We start from the raw sequence: 16,628 nt of genomic DNA, 5'->3' as shown, positions 1-16,628 counted from the left end.
TCAGTTCTCCTTGAGTGCGGTCAGGCCGAACTGCACGAACAGCGGCACCAGTTCGCCCACCCGGTCGAAGCCGGAGCCGACCGTGCGGCCCTGGGCGTGCCGGAAGTGGATGCCCTCCAGGACGACGGCGAGCTTGAACGAGGCGAAGCCGACGTACCAGCCGAGCGTCGAGACGTCCCGCCCCGATCCCTCGGCGTAGCGGCCGACGAGCTCCGCGGCGGCGGGGAAGCCGGGGGCCAGTGCGGCGCCGGGCAGGATGCCGTCGTACCGGCGGGCCAGCTCGGTGTACATCACCAGCAGGCCGAGGTCGGTGAGCGGGTCGCCGAGGGTGGACATCTCCCAGTCCAGCACGGCGGTGATCCGGTCGTCCGGGCCGACCAACACGTTGTCGAGGCGGTAGTCGCCGTGGACCAGCGCCGGGGCGGGGGAGCCGGGGAGGGTGTCGGTCAGACCGGCCCGCAGCTCGGCGATGCCCGGCACCTCGCGGCTCCGCGAGCTCTCCAACTGCCTTTCCCAGCGCCGCAGCTGACGTTCCAGGAAGCCCTCCGGCCGCCCGAAGTCCGCCAGGCCGACGGCCGCCGGGTCGACGGCGTGCAGGGCGACCAGGGTGTCGGCCAGGTGCAGCCCGAGCGCGTGCACCCGCTGCTCGCCGAGCGCCGCCAGCGCGTCGGCGTCCCGGTGCGGCGTCCCGGCCACGTGCTCCATCAGGTACCAGGGCGCCCCCAGCACCTCCGGGTCCTCCACCAGCAGCAGCGTCTCCGGCACCGGCACGGCGGTCGGTGCCAGCGCCGTCATCACCCGGTACTCCCGGCCCATGTCGTGGGCCGTCGCCAGCACGTGCCCGAGCGGCGGCCGCCGCAGCACCCAGGTCGAACTGCCGTCCCCCACGCGGTAGGTGAGGTTCGACCGACCGCCCTCGATCAGCTCCGCCCACAGCGGCCCGGCCACCAGCCCGGGCCGTTCGGCATCGAGGTGGGTCCGCAGCCGGGCGAGGTCCAGGCCGGGCGGATCGGGGAAGTCATCGCTCATGGGGCAGTCCTCACGGGTGGGTGACTAAGCGCTTGCTTAGCATTGCCGTGAGGTCTGCCCCTGTCAACGCCCCGCACGGGGCCCGGGCTCAGCCGGTGAAGGCCGCCGGGCCGAAGCGGCCCCAGGCCACGAAGGCGGCCAGCGCCAGGTAGGCCAGGTCCACGCCCACCAGCTTGATCTCCCCGCGCCGGTACCGGACCACCGCCGCGCCGGCCATCAGCAGCACCAGCCCGAGCGCGGCCAGCGGCGCCAGGACGGGTGCGACGCCCACCGCGGCGGGCAGCACCAGCCCGATCCCGGCCAGCGCCTCCAGGGCGCCGATCGCCTTCACCCCGCCCGCGCTGAAGTCCCCGACCCACTGCGAGCTGGGCCCGAACGCGGCGATCCGCGCCTTCGGCAGGACCAGCTTGAGGCCCCCGCCCGCGAGGTAGGCGACCGCGAGGAAGCCGGCGACGATCCACAGGGCGATGTTCATGGGGTGCTCCTCCGGGGCAGTGGCGGCGCTGTTCGCCGTTCCACCCCTGGGACGAGAGAGCCGCCCCCCCTGTGACACCGCCCGACGTGACCCCGGTCACACCGGCCCGCACGACGGCCGCCCCGGGAGGGCTCCCGGGGCGGCCGTGGGGCGGAGGGCGGGCGCTATCCGCCGTTGACCTTGGTGGCGATGCGGTCGCCGAGGTCCTTGTCGACGTTGCGCCAGTAGTCGAGGGCGCGGGCCAGGACCGGGGCGGAGACGCCGTTCAGGAGGTGGCCGCTGACGTTGGAGACCAGGCGGTCGCGGGCGGCGTCGTCGAGGACGGTGCGGACCAGGGTGCCGGCCTGGCCCCAGTCGTCGTCCTCGCGGTGCAGGGGGTAGGCCTCGCGGACCATCCGGCCGGCCACGTCCCAGCCGAGCGGGGAGCCCCAGAGTTCGGGCTGGGCCGCCGGGCCGCCGTAGGAGTTGGGGGCGTAGGGGACCTCGGCCCGGGAGGCCTCGAAGCGCATCGGGCCGTCCTTGGCGTAGGAGTGCACCGGCACGTGCGGCCGGTTGGGCGGCAGCTGCGCGTAGTTGGGGCCGATCCGGTACCGGTGGGTGTCCGGGTAGGAGAAGATCCGGCCGAGCAGCATCTTGTCCGGCGAGACGCCGATGCCGGGCACCAGGTTCGAGGGCTCGAAGGCGGCCTGCTCGATGTGCACGTGGTAGTTGTCGGGGTTGCGGTTGAGCGTCATCCGGCCGACCTCGATCAGCGGGTAGTCGCCGTGCGGCCAGACCTTGGTGAGGTCGAAGGGGTTGAACCGGTAGTCCCAGGCGTCCTCGAAGGGCATCACCTGGACGTGCAGCGTCCAGCTCGGGTGGTTGCCGTTCTTGACCGCGTCGTAGAGGTCGCGGATGTGGGCGTCCGGGTCCTGCCCGGCCAGCGCGTCCGCGTCCGACTGGGTGAGGAAGTCGATGCCCTGGTCGGTCTTGAAGTGGTACTTGACCCAGAAGCGCTCGCCGCCCGCGTTGACCCACTGGTAGGTGTGCGAGCCGTAGCCGTTCATCTGGCGCCAGGTCTTCGGGATGCCGCGGTCGCCCATCAGCCAGGTGACCTGGTGGGCGGTCTCGGGGTTGAGGGTCCAGAAGTCCCACTGCATGTCGTTGTCGCGCAGGTGGGTGTCGGGGCGGCGCTTCTGCGAGCGGATGAAGTCCTGGAACTTGATCGGGTCCCGGACGAAGAAGACCGGGGTGTTGTTGCCGACCAGGTCGTAGTTGCCCTGCTCGGTGTAGAACTTCACCGCGAAGCCGCGCGGGTCGCGCCAGCTGTCGGGGGTGCCGAGCTCGCCGGCCACCGTGGAGAAGCGGATCAGCAGCTCGGTCTTCTTGCCGGGCTGGAAGAGGTCCGCCTTGGTGAACTGGCTGACGTCGTTGGTGACTTGGAAGAAGCCGTAGGCCCCGCCGCCCTTGGCGTGCACCACCCGCTCGGGCACCCGTTCCCGGTTGAACTGGGCCATCTTCTCGATCAGGTAGTGGTCGTGCAGCAGGATCGGGCCCACCGGCCCGGCGGTCAGCGAATCCGAGTCGCTCTCGACCGGGACACCGGCGTTGTTGGTGGTGTACGGGACGTGTGCTTCGGACATGGGGTAGGGCCTCCTAGCGGTACGCGCGTACCTCTCGGCCGGCGGTCGGCCCGCGACGGCCGATACCCACTCGAACACCGACCGCGCCGTCCCACAACCGCAGCGCTACTCCTCGGGGGCCCACACCGCGCGTCCGCCGCCGAGCCACTCGACCAGCTCGGGGTCGTCCAGGTCCGGGTCGTCCACCCCGGCCCGGCGGATGAACTCCGCCACGTCGGCCTCGCCGGTGGCCTTGCCCACCAGGCGCCCGTAGATCTCCACCCGCCGGTAGGGGCGGGCTCCCTTGGTGGGGGCCCGCACCACCACCGGGGGGTGGAAGATGTCACGGCTCATGGTTCCAGTGTCGCGCGGTCAGTCGCGGACCAGCAGGACGACGCCGGCCGTGATCACGGCCAGGGCCAGTGCGGCGAGGCCGTACACCAGGCGGTGGCGGTTCAGGACGGGCACGAAGGAGTCGGCCGAGTAGCGGCCGGGGCCGGTCAGGGTGAGCGCGGTGAAGGCGGCGAGCAGCATGATCACGTACTCGGGGCCGTCGGGTGAGAAGAAGGAGCCCGTCCAGGTGACGGCGAGGGCGTTGAGCATGGTGCCGACCACGGCGGCGCCGGCCAGCGGGGTGAGCAGGCCGAGGGCCACGCCGAGGCCGCCGAGGGTCTCGGTCAGGGCGGCGACCACGGCCATCGCGTCGGGGGCGGGGTAGCCGACGGAGGCGAAGAACTGGGAGGTGGCGTCGAGGCCGCTGCCGCCGAACCAGCCGAACAGCTTCTGCAGGCCGTGGCCGGCCATGGTCAGGCCGAGGCCGAGGCGCAGCACGAGCAGGCCGAGGTCGTAGGCGGGCAGGGTGGCGCCGCCGGGGGGCGTGGGGGAGGTGGTCGTCATGACGGCAGGTCTCCGGTCTCGGGCGGCCTGGGCAAGGGGAAGCGCGGTTCGAATTTGAACCACTTGGGTGACCGTACCTGACATTTCCAATTTGAACAACGAGCGCGGACTTGCCTGATGAACTGTCAAGTCCCTTGGCCCTCGCGGAAGGACTCGCGGACCACCTCGTGCGCCTCCTTGTCCTCCCGCAGCCCGAGGAAGCGCGGGTGGCGCAGCCTTCCCTCCCTGGTCCAGCCGGTGAAGGCGCACTGGGCGACCAGGACCGGCTCCACCCAGTGCGGCCTCCGCTCCGGCACCGGGCCGTCGAACGGCGAGCCGGGCCGGACCAGGTCGTCCAGCCGGGCCCGCAGTCCGTGCAGCACGGCGGTGGAGAAGCCGGTGCCGACCTTGCCCGCGTACCGCAGCGGCCCGCCGCCCTCCGTCAGGTGGGTGCCGAGCAGCAGGGCACCGAAGCCCGCCCGGGAGCCGGCCGGGTCGGTGAAGCCGCCGATCACCAGCTCCTGGCCGGCGGTGCACTTGAGCTTCAGCCAGTCCGAGGAGCGGCGCTGCTGGTAGGCGCCGTCCGCGCGCTTGGCGATCAGGCCCTCCCAGCCCCGGGCGCAGGCCTCGGCCAGCGGCACCGGTCCGTCCGCCACCCGGTGCTCGGTGTAGCGCAGCGGGCCCTCGTACCGGAGGGCCCGGGCGAGGACCTGCTTGCGCTCGGAGAGCGGCAGGCGGGTGGTGTCGTACTGCTCCAGCTGGAGCAGGTCGAAGAGGTGGTACGTGACCGCCACGCCGGTGGCCAGGGCGCGGCGCGGATCGCGCAGCTGCATGCGCTGCTGGAGCCGTTCGAAGCTGGTCGCGCCGTGCTCGTCGAAGGCGACGATCTCGCCGTCCAGCACGAAGCGCTGCACCGGCTGCGCGGCCAGGGCCTCGGTCAACTCGGGGAATCCGGGCGCCAGTTGCTTGCCCGTGCGGGACTCCAGCCGGACGGTCGGGCCGTCCCGGTAGGCCAGCGCCCGGATGCCGTCGAGCTTGCGCTCCAGCAGCCAGCCCGGGCCGAACTCCCGGCGCTCGCTGGAGCTCGCCAGCATCGGCGAGAAGCGGAGCAGTGTCACCCCTCCAGGGTGGCACCGGGAGGGGGACCGGGCCCGGGGTCCGCGGCGGGGGCTCAGGCCAGGCGGCCGCCGCCGTCGACGTGCAGGACGGTGCCGGTGACGTACGGGTTCCCGATCGCGTACAGCACCGCCCGGACCAGGTCGGCGGGGGCGCCGACCCGGCGGGCCGGGTTCTTCGCGGCCACGCCGGCCAGGAAGGCGTCCTTGCGCTCGGCCAGGCCGTCCCAGGCGCCGGAGTCGACGATGCCCGGGGAGACGGCGTTGACCCGGACGGGTGCCAGCTCCACCGCGAGGGCCTCGACCAGGAAGGCCAGGGCGCCGTTGGTGGTGGCCATCACCACCCGCTCGGGGGCGGGGCGCCAGGCGGCCACGCCGGAGAAGAAGGTGAACGAGCCGCCGGGCCCGGCCTGCCCGGCCAGGTGCTTGGCGAGCAGCAGCGGACCGAACACCTTGGCGGCGAACGCCCGCTGCACGTCGGCCAGTTCGAGGTCCCGCACCGGCCCGTTGGCCGGCATGGCCGCGGTCGAGACCAGGTGGTCGAAGCGGCCCGTGCGCGCGGCCAGCGCGGCGATCGAGGCCTCGTCGGCCAGGTCGACCGGCTGCACCAGGGCCGGGCCGGGCAGCTCGGCGGCGGTGGCCGCCAGCCGGGCCTCGTCCGGCCCGGCCAGCACCAGCTCGGCCCCGGCCGCCGAGGCCGTCCGGGCCAGCTCGCGGCCGATGCCCGAGCCCGCGCCGATCACGACCAGGCGGCGGCCGTCGAGGATGTCGTCGCTCATCTGTCTGCTCCTCCAGGGGGAAGTGGATCTCTCTCGACGAGCCTCCGTCGGCCGGGTACCCCCTGTCCAAGACATGCTTCCTCCGCCGGCCATAAACTCCGTGCATGGCTACGCTCCGTCAGTACGAGTATCTGGTCACCGTGGTGGAGACCGGCTCCTTCACCCGGGCGGCCGAGCTGCTGCACGTCTCCCAGCCGGCCCTCTCGCACCAGGTGCGGGCGCTGGAGCGGGAGTGCGGCGGGCCGCTGCTGGAGCGGCTGCCGCGCTCGGTGCGGCTCACCCCGATGGGCCGCGAGGTGGAGCCGCACGCCCGGGCCGCGCTGGCCGGAGCGGAGCGGGCCAGGGCCGCCGCCCGCCGGGCCGCCGGGCTGGACGGCGGGGAGCTCCAGCTGGCCGTGGTGTACTCCGTCGCGCTCGGCGTGCTGCCGCCGGTGCTGCGGGCCTGGCGGGCCCGCCACCCGCAGGTGCGGGTGCGGCTGCGCGAGTACCCGCACGCCGAGGCGCTGGCCGCCGCGATGAGCGAAGGCCGGGCGGATCTGGCGGTCGGGCCCCGTCCCGCTGAATGGGCGGGCCCGGTACGGGAGTTGGGGCAGGAGGAGTTCGTCGTGGTGCTGGCCGGGGACGACCCGGCCGAGGCGCCCGGCGGGCGGATCGCGCTGGCCTCGCTGGCGGGGCGGGAGTGGGTGCACTACGCGCCCGGCAACGGCCTCGCCGAGGTGCTCGACGCGGCCTGCGCGGCGGCCGGATTCCGCCCGGAGGCGGGCGTGCGGACTGAGCAGACCGCCGCCGCCCCGCTGCTGGCCGCCGCCGGGCTGGGCCCGGCCCTGGTGCCGGGGAACCTGCTGCGGCCCGGCTTCGCCGCCCGGGTGCTGCGCCCCGACCCGCCGGTCCGCCGGACCCTGGCCGGCTACACCCGCCCCGGGCCGGACCGGATCACCGCCGCCTTCCTGGACGTGCTGGCCGGGCACGCCAGGGTGGGCGAACCTGGAGGGCAGGGGGACGCAGGCGTCGGCTGAGGAGGCCCGGATGGCCAGGGCGATGTGGTCGGGGACGTTGAGCTTCGGGCTGGTCACCGTGCCGGTGGCGCTGTACTCGGCCACCGAGGACCACAGCGTGCGGTTCCGCCAGCTCCAGCGCGGGACCTCCGACCGGGTGCGCAACCAGCGGGTCAACGAGCGCACCGGCGAGGAGGTGCCCTACGCCGACGTGGTGAAGGGCTTCGAGCTCGCCGAGGGCGAGTACGTGGTGGTGGAGCCGCAGGAGCTGGAGGAGATCTCCCCCGGACGGTCGAAGACCATCGAGATCCTCGGCTTCGTGGAGCTGGAGCAGGTCGAGCCGATCCTCTTCGACAAGACCTACTACCTGGGCCCGAAGGGCAAGGAGTACACCAAGGTCTACGCCCTGCTCAGGGAGGCGCTCAGCCGCACCGGCAAGGCCGGCATCGCCAAGTTCGCCATGCGCGGCCGCGAGTACCTGACGGCGGTGCACGTCGAGGGCGACACCCTCACCCTGCACACCATGCACTTCGCCGACGAGGTCCGGGATCCGCACAGCGAGGTGGACAACCTGCCGGAGGCCGACGTCACGCTCCAGGAGCGGGAGTTGAAGGCGGCCGAGCAGCTGATCGGGATGCTCGCGATGGACTGGAACCCGGAGGACTACCGGGACGACTACGAGGACCGGGTGCGCGAACTGGTGGAGGCCAAGGTCGAGGGCCGCGAGATGGTCCGCTCCGAGGAGCCGGCCGTGGCCACCAACGTGGTGGACCTGATGGAGGTGCTCAACCGCTCGATGGCGGCGGTGGGCAAGACCCCAGCGCCGGTGCGGCCCGAGGCTCCGGCGAAGGAGGACCTCACCGCCATGACGAAGGCGCAACTCTACGAGCGCGCGACCGAGTTGGACATCAAGGGTCGCTCATCGATGACCAGGGACGAGCTGCTGAAGGCGGTCACCAAGGCCGTGAAGCCGAAGCGCCGCCTCAAGGCGGTCTCCTGAGCAGCGGTCAGGGGTTCCCCAGCCAGACGGTGGTGACGTTGCAGAACTCCCGGATGCCGTGGCCCGCCAACTCCCGTCCGTAGCCGGAGTTCTTGACCCCGCCGAAGGGCAGGGCCGGGTGCGAGGCGGTCATCCCGTTGAAGAACAGCCCGCCGGCCACCAGCTCCCGCAGGCAGTACTCGCGCTCCTCGGGGTCCATGGTCCAGATGTTCGAACTCAGGCCGTACGGCGTGGCGTTGGCCAGCTCCACGGCCTCCGAGAGGTCGTGCACCCGGTAGAGGGTGGCGACCGGGCCGAAGGTCTCGGCGGTGTGGACCAGCATCTCGGGGGAGACCTCGGTGAGCACGGTCGGCGGGTAGTACCAGCCCCGCTCCGGGACGCCGGCCCGGTCGCCTCCGGTGTCGGCGGTGGCGCCGTGCCGCAGCGCGTCCGCCACCAGGGCGGCCAGGTCGTCGCGGCCCTGACGGGTCGCCAGCGGGCCGAGGTCGGTGTCGGCGTCCATCGGGTCGCCGACCTTCAGCCCGCGCATCGCCTGGGTGAAGGCGGCGGCGAAGCGCGGGTAGACCTCCTCGTGCACGATGAACCGCTTGGCGGCGATGCAGGACTGGCCGTTGTTCTGGATCCGGGCCTTCACGGCGGTGGCCACCGCGGCATCGACGTCGGCGCTGGGCAGCACCAGGAACGGGTCGCTGCCGCCGAGCTCCAGCACGGTCTTCTTCAGCGCGTCCCCGGCCGCCGCGCCGACCGCCCGTCCGGCGCCCTCGCTGCCCGTCAGCGTCACCGCCGCCACCCGGGGGTCGCGGATCACCTGCTCGACCTGGTCCGAGCCGATCAGCAGGGCCTGGAAGACCCCGGGCGCCGCGCCGGCCCGGCGGAACAGGTCGGCCAGGGTGAGGGCGGTGCGCGGCACGTTGGAGGCGTGCTTGAGCAGTGCGACGTTCCCGGCCATCAGGGCCGGGGCCAGGAAGCGGACCACCTGCCAGAGCGGGAAGTTCCACGGCATCACCGCGAGCACCACCCCGAACGGGCGGTAGCGGACGTACGCGAAGGCGGCCCCGGAGTCCGCCACGTCCTCGTCGGCGGGGCGCTCGTCGGCGATCAGCGCCGCGCCGTGGTCGGCGTACCAGCGCAGTGCCTTGGCGCACTTGGCGGCCTCGGCGCGGGCCTGGGCGAGCGGCTTGCCCATCTCGGTGGTGACGGTGACCGCGATCCGGTCGCGTTCGGCGTCCAACAGCTCGGCGGCCCGGCGCAGCAGGCCGGAGCGCTCCTCGAAGCCGGTGGCCCGCTGGAGCACCGCCGCCTCGGCGGCCCGGCCGAGGGCCAGTTCGAGCGCGTCCCGGCCCAGCGGCTCGAAGGTCTCCAGGGTCTCGCCGGTGGCCGGGTTCACGGTCGCGATCACCATCGTGCACCTCCGTGGGGCGTCAGGGGGATCAGGGGGCTCAGGCCGGGTGGTCGGCGATCCGCTCGGCGGCCTCCCGGGCGCGGGCGCCGCTGCGGGTGCGGCCGGGGGCCACGTGGCGGTACGGGAAGCGGCGGACGTACTCGGCCTCCAGCTGGCCGCAGCGGAGCGTGTGGCGGCTGAGCGCCTCCTCGGAGCCGTACAGGAAGGTCTCGTGGCGGGTGCGGTGCAGCTGCTGGAGCTCGCGCAGCAGCAGGCCGGTCTCCAGCTCCGCGGCCGGGACGCCGAGCGGGCGGGGTTCCCGGGCGGCGTGGGGGTGGTGGGCGTCGGGGCGGGTGTCGGGGTGCAGCATGGACGGCCTCCTCGGCGTTCGGCCCCCCTGGGTACCGACTGCCCCCGTCCCACACCGGGAAACCGGGCAAGTGGGTGCAGAAGGTGCAGAACCAGTTTCCCCGCCAGCCCCGGAGGGCACCAGCAGCCACATGGATCCCGTGCAGGCACTGGAGCGGATCGCCTACCTGCTGGAGGTCGAGCAGGGCGAGGCCTACCGGGTGCGCGCCTTCCGCCAGGCCGCCGAGGCGGCCCGGGCCTTCCTCGCGCAGACCCCCGACCCGGCCGCGCTGGCCGCGAAGGGGAGCGGGCTGCCCGGCATCGGGACCACCAGTGCCCGGGTGATCGCCGAGGCGGCGGCCGGGCGGACGCCGACCTACCTCGACGGGCTGGAGCGCCGGGTGACGCCGCCCCGGGCGGCGGACGGGGCGGCCGCCGATCTGGCCGCCGCGCTGCGCGGGGACTGCCACCTGCACTCCGACTGGTCCGACGGCACCGTGCCGATCGAGCGGATGGCCCGGGCCGCGATCGAGCTCGGCCACCAGTGGGCGGTGCTCACCGACCACTCGCCGCGGCTCACCGTCGCGCACGGCCTGAGCGCCGAGCGGCTGCGCCAACAGCTGGACGTGGTGGCCGGGTTGAACGAGACGCTGGCGCCGTTCCGGCTGCTCACCGGCATCGAGTGCGACATCCTCGACGACGGTTCACTGGACCAGGAGGACGAACTCCTGGACCGGCTGGACGTGGTGGTCGGCTCCGTGCACTCCAAGCTGCGGATGGACCCGCTGCCGATGACCCGCCGTCTGCTGGCCGCCGTGCGCAACCCCCGGATGGACGTGCTCGGCCACTGCACCGGGAGGCTGGTCGGGTCCAGGACCCGGCCGGAGTCCCGCTTCGACGCCGAGAAGGTCTTCGCCGCCTGCGCCGAGAGCGGCACCGCCGTCGAGATCAACTGCCGCCCCGAGCGCCGGGATCCGCCGTCGCGGCTGATCGCGCTCGCGGTCGAGGCCGGGTGCCTCTTCTCGATCGACACCGACGCGCACGCCCCCGGCCAGCTCGCCTGGCAGCCCTACGGCTGCGACCGGGCGGCCGCCGCCGGGATCACCGCCGAACGGGTCGTCACCACCTGGACGGAGCGTCAACTCCTCGACTGGGCGCGGGATGAGTGAGCAGCCCGAGGTGGTGCACACCGAAGTCGACGGGCGGCGGCTGCGGTTGACCCACCTGGAGAAGGTGCTCTACCCGGCGGTCGGGTGGACCAAGGCCGAGGCGGTGCACTACTACGCCTCGGTGGCGCCGAGGGCGCTGCCGCACCTGGCCGGGCGGCCGGCCTCCTTCCTGCGCTTCCCCGAGGGCGTCACCGGGCAGCGGTTCTGGGCCAAGCGGGTGCCCGGCGGGGCACCGGACTGGCTCACCACGCTGGACGTCGAGCACCGGGAGGGGACGTTCCGTCAGGTGGTGGTGGCCGACCTGCCGACGCTGGTCTGGGCGGCCAACCTCGGGGCGCTGGAGCTGCACGTCCCGCAGTGGCGGGGCGCCCCCGAGCAGCACGACCGGCTGGTGATCGACCTGGACCCCGGGCCGGGGACCACGGTGGTGGAGTGCTGCGCCGTCGCGCTGGCGGCCCGTCGGCTGCTCGCCGCCGACGGGCTGACGGCCTTTCCGAAGACCTCCGGGGCCAAGGGACTGCACCTGCTGGTGCCGCTGCACCCCGTGCCCGAACGGGCCGCCACCGACTACGCCCGGCGGCTGGCCGGGCAGTTGCGGGCGGCGGCGCCGGGGCTGATCGTCGACCGGATGGAGAAGTCGCTGCGCCGCGGCCGGATCTTCGTCGACTGGTCCCAGAACACCAGTGCCAAGACCACCGTCGCCCCCTACTCCCTCCGGGCCGGCGAGCGTCCTCTGGTCTCCACCCCCGTCCCCTGGACCGCCGTGGAGTCCTGCCGCCACCCCACTGAGCTCGAGTTCACCCCCGAGCAGGTCCTCGCCCTCCCCGAGGACCCGATGGCCGCCCTCACCGCCCCTCGCCACCTGGGCCGACTGCCCGGTGCGTAGCGCGGCTTGTGTGAGGGGACGAACGCGCGTCGGTCGGCGGGTGGGGCGGGGCCGGCTGGTGGACTGAGGGGATGTCAGAGCGACGGGCGACGTGGATGTTTCCGGAGGGGCACGCGAAGGCGCGGCTCGGGCCGGTGCTGTTGGTGCTGACCTTCGCCGGGGGGCTGGTGGACGCGGTGAGCTTCCTGGACCTCGGGAAGGTGTTCGTGGCCAACATGACCGGGAACGTGGCCTTCCTCGGGCTGGCGCTGGCCGGGGTGTCGGAGCTGTCCGCGCCCGCCTCGGGGACGGCGCTGGCCGGCTTCCTGGTGGGGGCGGCGGTGGCGGGCCGGTGGGGCGGGGAGCGGCTGGCGCTGGTGGTGTGGGTGCAGGCGGGGCTGGTGGCGGTGTCGCTGGGCGGGCTGTGGCTGGACGGCGGGCGGTACGCGGTGCTGGTGCCGCTGGCCCTCGGGATGGGACTGCAGAACGGCGTGGTGCACAAGCTCGCCGTGCCGGACCTGGCGACCACGGTGGTGACCAGGACGCTGGCCGGGCTGGCCGCCGACGGCGCCGGGGCGGCGGCCCGGCGGCGGGTGCTGAGCGTGGTCGCGCTCTTCCTCGGCGCGCTGGCCGGCGGCCTGCTGCACCTGTGGGTCGACCCGCGCTCGGCACTGGGCGGAGTGCTGGTGCTGCTGGTGGGAGTGGCCGCCTGGGAGACGGCCGCGCCCCGGCGGACCAGGAGGTCGGCCGGGGCGGCGGGCGGGACGACAGCGCGTCAGAGCAGGGTGGACCAGTAGTACCAGAACCTGTCGAGGATCAGCAGGGCGATCACCGCGTACCAGAGGGCCGGGACGGCCCAGTGGTAGCGGGCGGCCTCGCGGACCACCGGCTTCAGGGGCTTCGGGACGGGGATCACGCCGCTGCGCAGGTTGTGCAGGGTGGTGTACCAGAACAGCGGGATCATCGCGGCCCAGACCACCATGCAGTACGGGCAGAGCGCGCCGATGGAGTAGAGCGTCTGCGTCATCAGCCAGGTGACGAAGCCGATCCCGAACAGCACCCCGGCCTGGAGCCCGAGCCAGAACCAGCGCCGGTAGGCCGCGCCGGCCAGGATGCCCGCGCCGACGGCGGTGACCACCGCGAAGGCGGCCAGGCCGATCAGGGAGTTGGGGAAGCCGAAGACCGAGGCCTGGTCACTGGTCATCACCGAGCCGCAGCTGATGATCGGGTTGATCGAGCAGCTGGGGACGTAGGACGGGTCCTGGAGGATCTTGATCTTGTCCAGGGTCAGTACCGCGGAGGCGGCCAGCCCGAGCAGTCCGGTGACGACGAACAGCCAGGCGAGTTTCCGGCCCGCCGCGACCGGGGCCGTCACTTGGCCGCCGTGGTCTGCTCGACCAGGGCCTTGAAGGCGTCGCCGGTGATCACCTTGTTGTCCGGGAAGACGTTCAGCTGCTTGCCGTCCAGCAGCACCGAGGGGGTGCCCGAGACGCCGGAGTCGTCGAAGGCCTTGGAGACCTTGGCGACCCACGGCAGGTAGGTGCCCTCGTTGACCGCCTTCACGAAGGCGTCGGTCTTCAGGCCGGGCACCTTGTCGGCCAGGTTGAGCATCGCCTCGGCGGAGCCGAAGCCGTCCTTGCTCTCGTCGGGCTGGTTGGCGTAGAGCACGTCGTGGAAGGCCTTGAACTTGTCCACGCCCTCGTTCAGGGCGGCGGCCGTCGCGTTGAGCGCGGTCTTGGAGCCCTTGCCGCCGAGGTTGCGGTCCAGGAACGTGGCGAAGTGGTACTCGATCTTGTAGGTGCCGTCGTCGGCCAGCTGCTGGATGGTCTTCCCGGCGCTGGTCTCCAGCTTCTCGCAGATCGGGCAGCGGAAGTCCTCGTAGACCGCGAGGGTGTGCGGGGCGTCGGCCTTGCCGTAGGTCACCACGGTGCCGTCGCCGGTCGCGTTGGCGGGGACCACCAGCGGGCCGCTCGCGGCGGAGGTGTCGGAGGAGCCGCCGGTGGAGGCGACGGCGGCGGCGATGCCGCCGACCAGGGCGAGCACGAGGGCGGTGGAGACGCCGACCACGACGCGGCGGCGGGTCTTCGCGGCCTTCTGCTCGCGGGCGTGCTGCTCGCGCATGCGGGCGGTGGCGGACTGGTTCTGCTTCTTCTGCTGGTTGCTGCTCATGGCGGTGCGTCGGTTCCTGTCGCTGCGGAGGTCCTGGGGCGGGCGCGCCGGTCGTGCGGAAGGGCGCGCGGGGCGAGGGCCTGCGGGTGACGGGACGTCAGGGGTGACGGGTGGTCAGCAGGCCTGGGCGCACGCCGGGGGGCCGCGGCGCAGCGTGGGCCTCAGCAGGACGTCCTCGGCCGGGATCCGTTCGCGGGTCGAGGAGGGGATGGGCAGCCGGAGCACCGGGCGGGCCGGGAGCGGCGTCACCAGGCGGAGGAACCGCCAGGCGCCGGCGAGCAGTTCGCCGAGGGTGCGGCCGGCGGCGGCCTGGCCGCGCAGGGCGGACTCGCCGAGGCGCAGCGCCCAGGCGGCCAGCACGGCCACCAGCAGGTGGCCCGCGAGCACCGGGATGCCGGCCAGCGGGGCGGGGGTGGAGCCGGGGTCGAGCAGGAACTCGCCGATCGAACCGCCGGAGCAGACCAGCGGCTTGAGGCCGCCGAGCGGCGGTGCGCCGGGGCCGGTGCAGGCCTGCTGTCCGAGGTCGAAGACGGCGCCGACGGCCAGCTGGGTGGGGAGCAGCACCGCGAGGATGCGCGCGAAGCTGCGGTTGGAGCCGATGAAGGCGTGGCCCACGGCGTAGACGGCGGCCGCGGCCACCGCGACGGTGGTCAGCGGCAGGGCCCGGCCGGTCAACAGGACCTGGCCGAGGGCGGCGAGGGGCACCACGAGTGCGGTGAACACCGCGGCCCGCGTCGCCCTGGTCGCCTGACTGCCCTTCATGACGATCGAGTCTGCCATGCGGCGGGGGCCTCGCGGGGCGTCTGTGAGTGGCTTCACGGTTGTTCGCTGCGTATAAGGACGGGCGGCGCTGACCTGCGGGAAGGTGCCCGGCCGGGCCGCGTAGGATGGCTCGATGCCGATTCCCAAAGCCGAACTGCACCTGCACGTCGAGGGCACCCTGGAGCCCGAGCTGGCCTTCCGGCTGGCCGAGCGGAACGGGGTCGAGCTCCCCTTCGGCGGGGTCGAGGAGCTGCGGGCCGCCTACCGCTTCGACGACCTCCAGTCCTTCCTGGACCTCTACTACCGGCTGATGGACGTCCTGCGCACCGAGCGGGACTTCACCGAGCTGGCCGAGGCCTACCTGGAGCGGGCCGCCGCGCAGGGCGTGCGGCACGCGGAGATCTTCTTCGACCCGCAGGCGCACACCGCCCGGGGCGTGGACATCGGCACGGTGATCAGGGGGCTCGGCGCGGCGCTGGACCGCAGCGAGGGCCGGTACGGGATCACCACCCGGCTGATCCTCTGCTTCCTGCGCGACGAGAGCGCCGAGTCGGCGCTGGCCACGCTGGCCGCGGCCGAGCCGTACCTGGACCGGATCACCGCCGTCGGCCTGGACTCGGCCGAGGTGGGGCACCCGCCGGTGAAGTTCGTCGAGGTCTACCGCCGGGCCCGCGAGCTGGGCCTGCGGGCGGTCGCGCACGCGGGCGAGGAGGGCCCGGCCTCGTACGTGTGGGAGGCGCTGGACCTGTTGCGGGTGGAGCGGATCGACCACGGGCTGCGCTGCCTGGAGGACGAGGAGCTGGTGGAGCGGCTGGTGCGGGAGCGGATCCCGCTGACGGTCTGTCCGTTCTCCAACGTCCGGCTGCGCTGCGTGGACACGCTGGCCGACCATCCGCTGCGGCGGATGCTGGACGCCGGGCTGGTCGCCACCGTGAACTCGGACGACCCGGCCTACTTCGGCGGCTACGTGGACGAGAACCTGATCGCGACGGCGCAGGCGCTCGGTCTGACGGTGGACCAGCAGTACCTGCTGGCGCGCAACTCCTTCGAGGCGAGCTTCCTGGACGAGGAGACCAGGGGCCGCTACCTCGCCGAGCTGGAGGCCCACCGGAGCGCCTCGCGGTAGCGCTTGGGCCGAGCGGGTGAAGGCCGCGCGCGGCGCGGGTGTCGCGCCCTCGGCGGTGCGGCGGGCCGGTCTACTGTGGGCGCATCGCCCGGTGGAGTGGCCGAGTGGCGAGGCGACGGCCCGCAAGGCCGTTCACAGGGGTTCGAATCCTTTCTCCACCTCGGACGCGTGATGGTGGGCCGCCGGCCGTGCGGCCCACCATCGGTGCGTCCGGGCTCAGTGCGGGACCACCTCAGTACAGGACCACGGAGAGCCGGGCCGGGCCGGTCGGGGTGGTGGTGTCGCAGAAGTAGTTGACCGCGCGGTGGCTGTCCACGTACGCCTGGCCGGCCGCGTGGCAGGAGGCGGCGGTCGGGTAGACGCCGACGTAGGTGTAGCTGAACGCCTGTGCGGCCGGAGCGGTGAGCAGGGCGGTGCCGGTGGTCAGGAGGCCGGCCACGGCGACGGTGGAGAGTGCCTTGCGGAGCGACATGAGTGGGTTTCCCTTCCTCGGGTGAGCGCCGGGGTCCTCGTCCCTGCGCTTCGTCGAGGAGCCTCCTCCGAATGTGAAGACGGAGCAATGGTAGAGACCAATTCCGACCGGAAGTATGCGGTGGTTCGGTGAAGGTGCAGGTCGCGGGGGTGCCTGACGGGAAGACGATCATTTTCCGGACAGTTCTTGCACTGTCCGGCACCTGACAGACCGTCAGCAAGGGTCCTCGGTTAAATCCGGTGCGCCGGGCCGGACGCGCTCGCTAGGCTCGCCGCACTGACCGCGCGTCAGCCCGCTCCGCGCGGGCGGCGCCAGACCGCACACGAGGGGAGCCACGGCCATGCGCGAGCACAGCGCCGTCCACGCTCCCCGGGGCCGGTCCACGGTGATCCTGGTGTCTCGCGCCGTCCGGTGCCGGCTGCGCGCCCCGCACCGCAGGCCCGGGACGACCCCGGCCCTCCCGCAC

Annotated in this window: 19 protein-coding genes and 1 tRNA gene; 7 read left to right on the top strand and 13 right to left on the bottom strand. The window is 73.4% G+C overall.

The window, feature by feature from the left end; genetic code table 11:
- The 7 genes from ACWCYY_RS28530 to ACWCYY_RS28500 form a co-directional block, all read right to left on the bottom strand.
- Positions 1-1,029: a phosphotransferase family protein gene (locus tag ACWCYY_RS28530; protein ID WP_449797661.1), complete on the bottom strand. Its 1,029-nt coding sequence runs from the start codon at positions 1,027-1,029 to the stop codon at positions 1-3.
- Between the two features lie 88 nt (positions 1,030-1,117).
- Entirely contained in the window at positions 1,118-1,504 is a 387-nt protein-coding gene (locus ACWCYY_RS28525; RefSeq protein WP_345284425.1) for a DoxX family protein, read from the bottom strand.
- Positions 1,505-1,668: 164 nt separating this feature from the next.
- Complete coding sequence (locus ACWCYY_RS28520; RefSeq protein ID WP_345284423.1) at positions 1,669-3,126, bottom strand: catalase; 1,458 nt, start codon at positions 3,124-3,126, stop codon at positions 1,669-1,671.
- A gap of 105 nt (positions 3,127-3,231) precedes the next feature.
- Positions 3,232-3,459: a hypothetical protein gene (locus ACWCYY_RS28515; protein WP_345284421.1), complete on the bottom strand. Its 228-nt coding sequence runs from the start codon at positions 3,457-3,459 to the stop codon at positions 3,232-3,234.
- Positions 3,460-3,477: 18 nt separating this feature from the next.
- Positions 3,478-4,002 carry a DoxX family protein gene (locus ACWCYY_RS28510; RefSeq protein WP_449797660.1) on the bottom strand — a complete coding sequence of 175 codons (525 nt, stop codon included), beginning with the start codon at positions 4,000-4,002 and terminating at the stop codon, positions 3,478-3,480.
- 125 nt (positions 4,003-4,127) lie between these two features.
- Entirely contained in the window at positions 4,128-5,099 is a 972-nt protein-coding gene (gene ligD, locus ACWCYY_RS28505) for a non-homologous end-joining DNA ligase (RefSeq protein ID WP_449797659.1), read from the bottom strand.
- Between the two features lie 53 nt (positions 5,100-5,152).
- Positions 5,153-5,875, bottom strand: a complete 723-nt coding sequence (locus ACWCYY_RS28500; RefSeq protein WP_449797658.1) for an SDR family oxidoreductase — start codon at positions 5,873-5,875, stop codon at positions 5,153-5,155.
- A 104-nt stretch (positions 5,876-5,979) separates the two neighbouring features.
- On the opposite strand from ACWCYY_RS28500, the gene ACWCYY_RS28495 reads away from it, so the two are divergent.
- Positions 5,980-6,891, top strand: a complete 912-nt coding sequence (locus ACWCYY_RS28495; RefSeq protein ID WP_449797657.1) for a LysR family transcriptional regulator — start codon at positions 5,980-5,982, stop codon at positions 6,889-6,891.
- Positions 6,892-6,901: 10 nt separating this feature from the next.
- The gene (gene ku / locus ACWCYY_RS28490) at positions 6,902-7,870 is read left to right on the top strand and encodes a non-homologous end joining protein Ku (protein WP_449797656.1); all 969 of its coding nucleotides are present in this window, start codon (positions 6,902-6,904) and stop codon (positions 7,868-7,870) included.
- 7 nt (positions 7,871-7,877) lie between these two features.
- On the opposite strand, the gene ACWCYY_RS28485 is transcribed toward ku, so the two are convergent.
- Positions 7,878-9,272: an aldehyde dehydrogenase family protein gene (locus ACWCYY_RS28485; RefSeq protein WP_449797655.1), complete on the bottom strand. Its 1,395-nt coding sequence runs from the start codon at positions 9,270-9,272 to the stop codon at positions 7,878-7,880.
- A gap of 37 nt (positions 9,273-9,309) precedes the next feature.
- Entirely contained in the window at positions 9,310-9,621 is a 312-nt protein-coding gene (locus ACWCYY_RS28480; RefSeq protein ID WP_380150099.1) for a DUF6158 family protein, read from the bottom strand.
- Positions 9,622-9,751: 130 nt separating this feature from the next.
- On the opposite strand from ACWCYY_RS28480, the gene ACWCYY_RS28475 reads away from it, so the two are divergent.
- The 3 genes from ACWCYY_RS28475 (at position 9,752) to ACWCYY_RS28465 (ending at position 12,430) form a co-directional block, all read left to right on the top strand.
- Entirely contained in the window at positions 9,752-10,768 is a 1,017-nt protein-coding gene (locus tag ACWCYY_RS28475; RefSeq protein WP_380150100.1) for a PHP domain-containing protein, read from the top strand.
- A complete protein-coding gene (gene ligD, locus ACWCYY_RS28470) occupies positions 10,761-11,654 on the top strand; it encodes a non-homologous end-joining DNA ligase (protein WP_449797654.1) in 894 nt (297 codons plus the stop codon). The genes ACWCYY_RS28475 and ligD (ACWCYY_RS28470) overlap by 8 nt, the downstream gene beginning before the upstream one ends.
- Positions 11,655-11,749: 95 nt before the next feature.
- Positions 11,750-12,430 carry a YoaK family protein gene (locus ACWCYY_RS28465; protein ID WP_449797653.1) on the top strand — a complete coding sequence of 227 codons (681 nt, stop codon included), beginning with the start codon at positions 11,750-11,752 and terminating at the stop codon, positions 12,428-12,430.
- Here the strand turns inward: ACWCYY_RS28465 and ACWCYY_RS28460 are convergent.
- From ACWCYY_RS28460 to ACWCYY_RS28450, 3 genes are all read right to left on the bottom strand, one after another.
- The gene (locus tag ACWCYY_RS28460; RefSeq protein ID WP_380150103.1) at positions 12,409-13,008 is read right to left on the bottom strand and encodes a vitamin K epoxide reductase family protein; all 600 of its coding nucleotides are present in this window, start codon (positions 13,006-13,008) and stop codon (positions 12,409-12,411) included. The two genes, ACWCYY_RS28465 and ACWCYY_RS28460, sit on opposite strands and share 22 nt — an antisense overlap.
- Positions 13,005-13,802, bottom strand: a complete 798-nt coding sequence (locus ACWCYY_RS28455) for a DsbA family protein (RefSeq protein ID WP_380150104.1) — start codon at positions 13,800-13,802, stop codon at positions 13,005-13,007. The genes ACWCYY_RS28460 and ACWCYY_RS28455 overlap by 4 nt, the downstream gene beginning before the upstream one ends.
- 114 nt (positions 13,803-13,916) lie before the next feature.
- On the bottom strand, positions 13,917-14,564 hold the full coding sequence (locus ACWCYY_RS28450; protein ID WP_380150105.1) for a hypothetical protein: 648 nt from the start codon (positions 14,562-14,564) through the stop codon (positions 13,917-13,919).
- 133 nt (positions 14,565-14,697) lie between these two features.
- On the opposite strand from ACWCYY_RS28450, the gene ACWCYY_RS28445 reads away from it, so the two are divergent.
- Together ACWCYY_RS28445 and ACWCYY_RS28440 are read left to right on the top strand one after the other, a co-directional pair.
- The gene (locus ACWCYY_RS28445) at positions 14,698-15,690 is read left to right on the top strand and encodes an adenosine deaminase (RefSeq protein ID WP_449797652.1); all 993 of its coding nucleotides are present in this window, start codon (positions 14,698-14,700) and stop codon (positions 15,688-15,690) included.
- A 90-nt stretch (positions 15,691-15,780) separates the two neighbouring features.
- Positions 15,781-15,851: transfer RNA gene (locus ACWCYY_RS28440), tRNA-Cys, on the top strand.
- 71 nt (positions 15,852-15,922) lie between these two features.
- Here the strand turns inward: ACWCYY_RS28440 and ACWCYY_RS28435 are convergent.
- The gene (locus ACWCYY_RS28435) at positions 15,923-16,162 is read right to left on the bottom strand and encodes a hypothetical protein (protein WP_345283174.1); all 240 of its coding nucleotides are present in this window, start codon (positions 16,160-16,162) and stop codon (positions 15,923-15,925) included.
- Positions 16,163-16,628: the final 466 nt, after the last annotated feature.

The organism is Kitasatospora sp. NPDC001664 (assembly GCF_053596675.1).
Note: the sequence above shows the minus strand (reverse complement) of the source record. Positions and strands in the feature narration are given on the sequence as shown.

Excerpts from the sequence above, each read along its gene's own strand:
- ACWCYY_RS28530 (WP_449797661.1), bottom strand. The coding sequence starts at position 1,029 with ATGAGCGATGACTTCCCCGATCCGCCCGGCCTGGACCTCGCCCGGCTG.
- ACWCYY_RS28525 (WP_345284425.1), bottom strand. The coding sequence starts at position 1,504 with ATGAACATCGCCCTGTGGATCGTCGCCGGCTTCCTCGCGGTCGCCTAC.
- ACWCYY_RS28520 (WP_345284423.1), bottom strand. The coding sequence starts at position 3,126 with ATGTCCGAAGCACACGTCCCGTACACCACCAACAACGCCGGTGTCCCG.
- ACWCYY_RS28515 (WP_345284421.1), bottom strand. The coding sequence starts at position 3,459 with ATGAGCCGTGACATCTTCCACCCCCCGGTGGTGGTGCGGGCCCCCACC.
- ACWCYY_RS28510 (WP_449797660.1), bottom strand. The coding sequence starts at position 4,002 with ATGACGACCACCTCCCCCACGCCCCCCGGCGGCGCCACCCTGCCCGCC.
- ACWCYY_RS28500 (WP_449797658.1), bottom strand. The coding sequence starts at position 5,875 with ATGAGCGACGACATCCTCGACGGCCGCCGCCTGGTCGTGATCGGCGCG.
- ACWCYY_RS28495 (WP_449797657.1), top strand. The coding sequence starts at position 5,980 with ATGGCTACGCTCCGTCAGTACGAGTATCTGGTCACCGTGGTGGAGACC.
- ku (WP_449797656.1), top strand. The coding sequence starts at position 6,902 with ATGGCCAGGGCGATGTGGTCGGGGACGTTGAGCTTCGGGCTGGTCACC.
- ACWCYY_RS28485 (WP_449797655.1), bottom strand. The coding sequence starts at position 9,272 with ATGGTGATCGCGACCGTGAACCCGGCCACCGGCGAGACCCTGGAGACC.
- ACWCYY_RS28480 (WP_380150099.1), bottom strand. The coding sequence starts at position 9,621 with ATGCTGCACCCCGACACCCGCCCCGACGCCCACCACCCCCACGCCGCC.
- ACWCYY_RS28475 (WP_380150100.1), top strand. The coding sequence starts at position 9,752 with ATGGATCCCGTGCAGGCACTGGAGCGGATCGCCTACCTGCTGGAGGTC.
- ligD (WP_449797654.1), top strand. The coding sequence starts at position 10,761 with ATGAGTGAGCAGCCCGAGGTGGTGCACACCGAAGTCGACGGGCGGCGG.
- ACWCYY_RS28465 (WP_449797653.1), top strand. The coding sequence starts at position 11,750 with ATGTTTCCGGAGGGGCACGCGAAGGCGCGGCTCGGGCCGGTGCTGTTG.
- ACWCYY_RS28455 (WP_380150104.1), bottom strand. The coding sequence starts at position 13,802 with ATGAGCAGCAACCAGCAGAAGAAGCAGAACCAGTCCGCCACCGCCCGC.
- ACWCYY_RS28450 (WP_380150105.1), bottom strand. The coding sequence starts at position 14,564 with ATGAAGGGCAGTCAGGCGACCAGGGCGACGCGGGCCGCGGTGTTCACC.
- ACWCYY_RS28445 (WP_449797652.1), top strand. The coding sequence starts at position 14,698 with ATGCCGATTCCCAAAGCCGAACTGCACCTGCACGTCGAGGGCACCCTG.
- ACWCYY_RS28435 (WP_345283174.1), bottom strand. The coding sequence starts at position 16,162 with ATGTCGCTCCGCAAGGCACTCTCCACCGTCGCCGTGGCCGGCCTCCTG.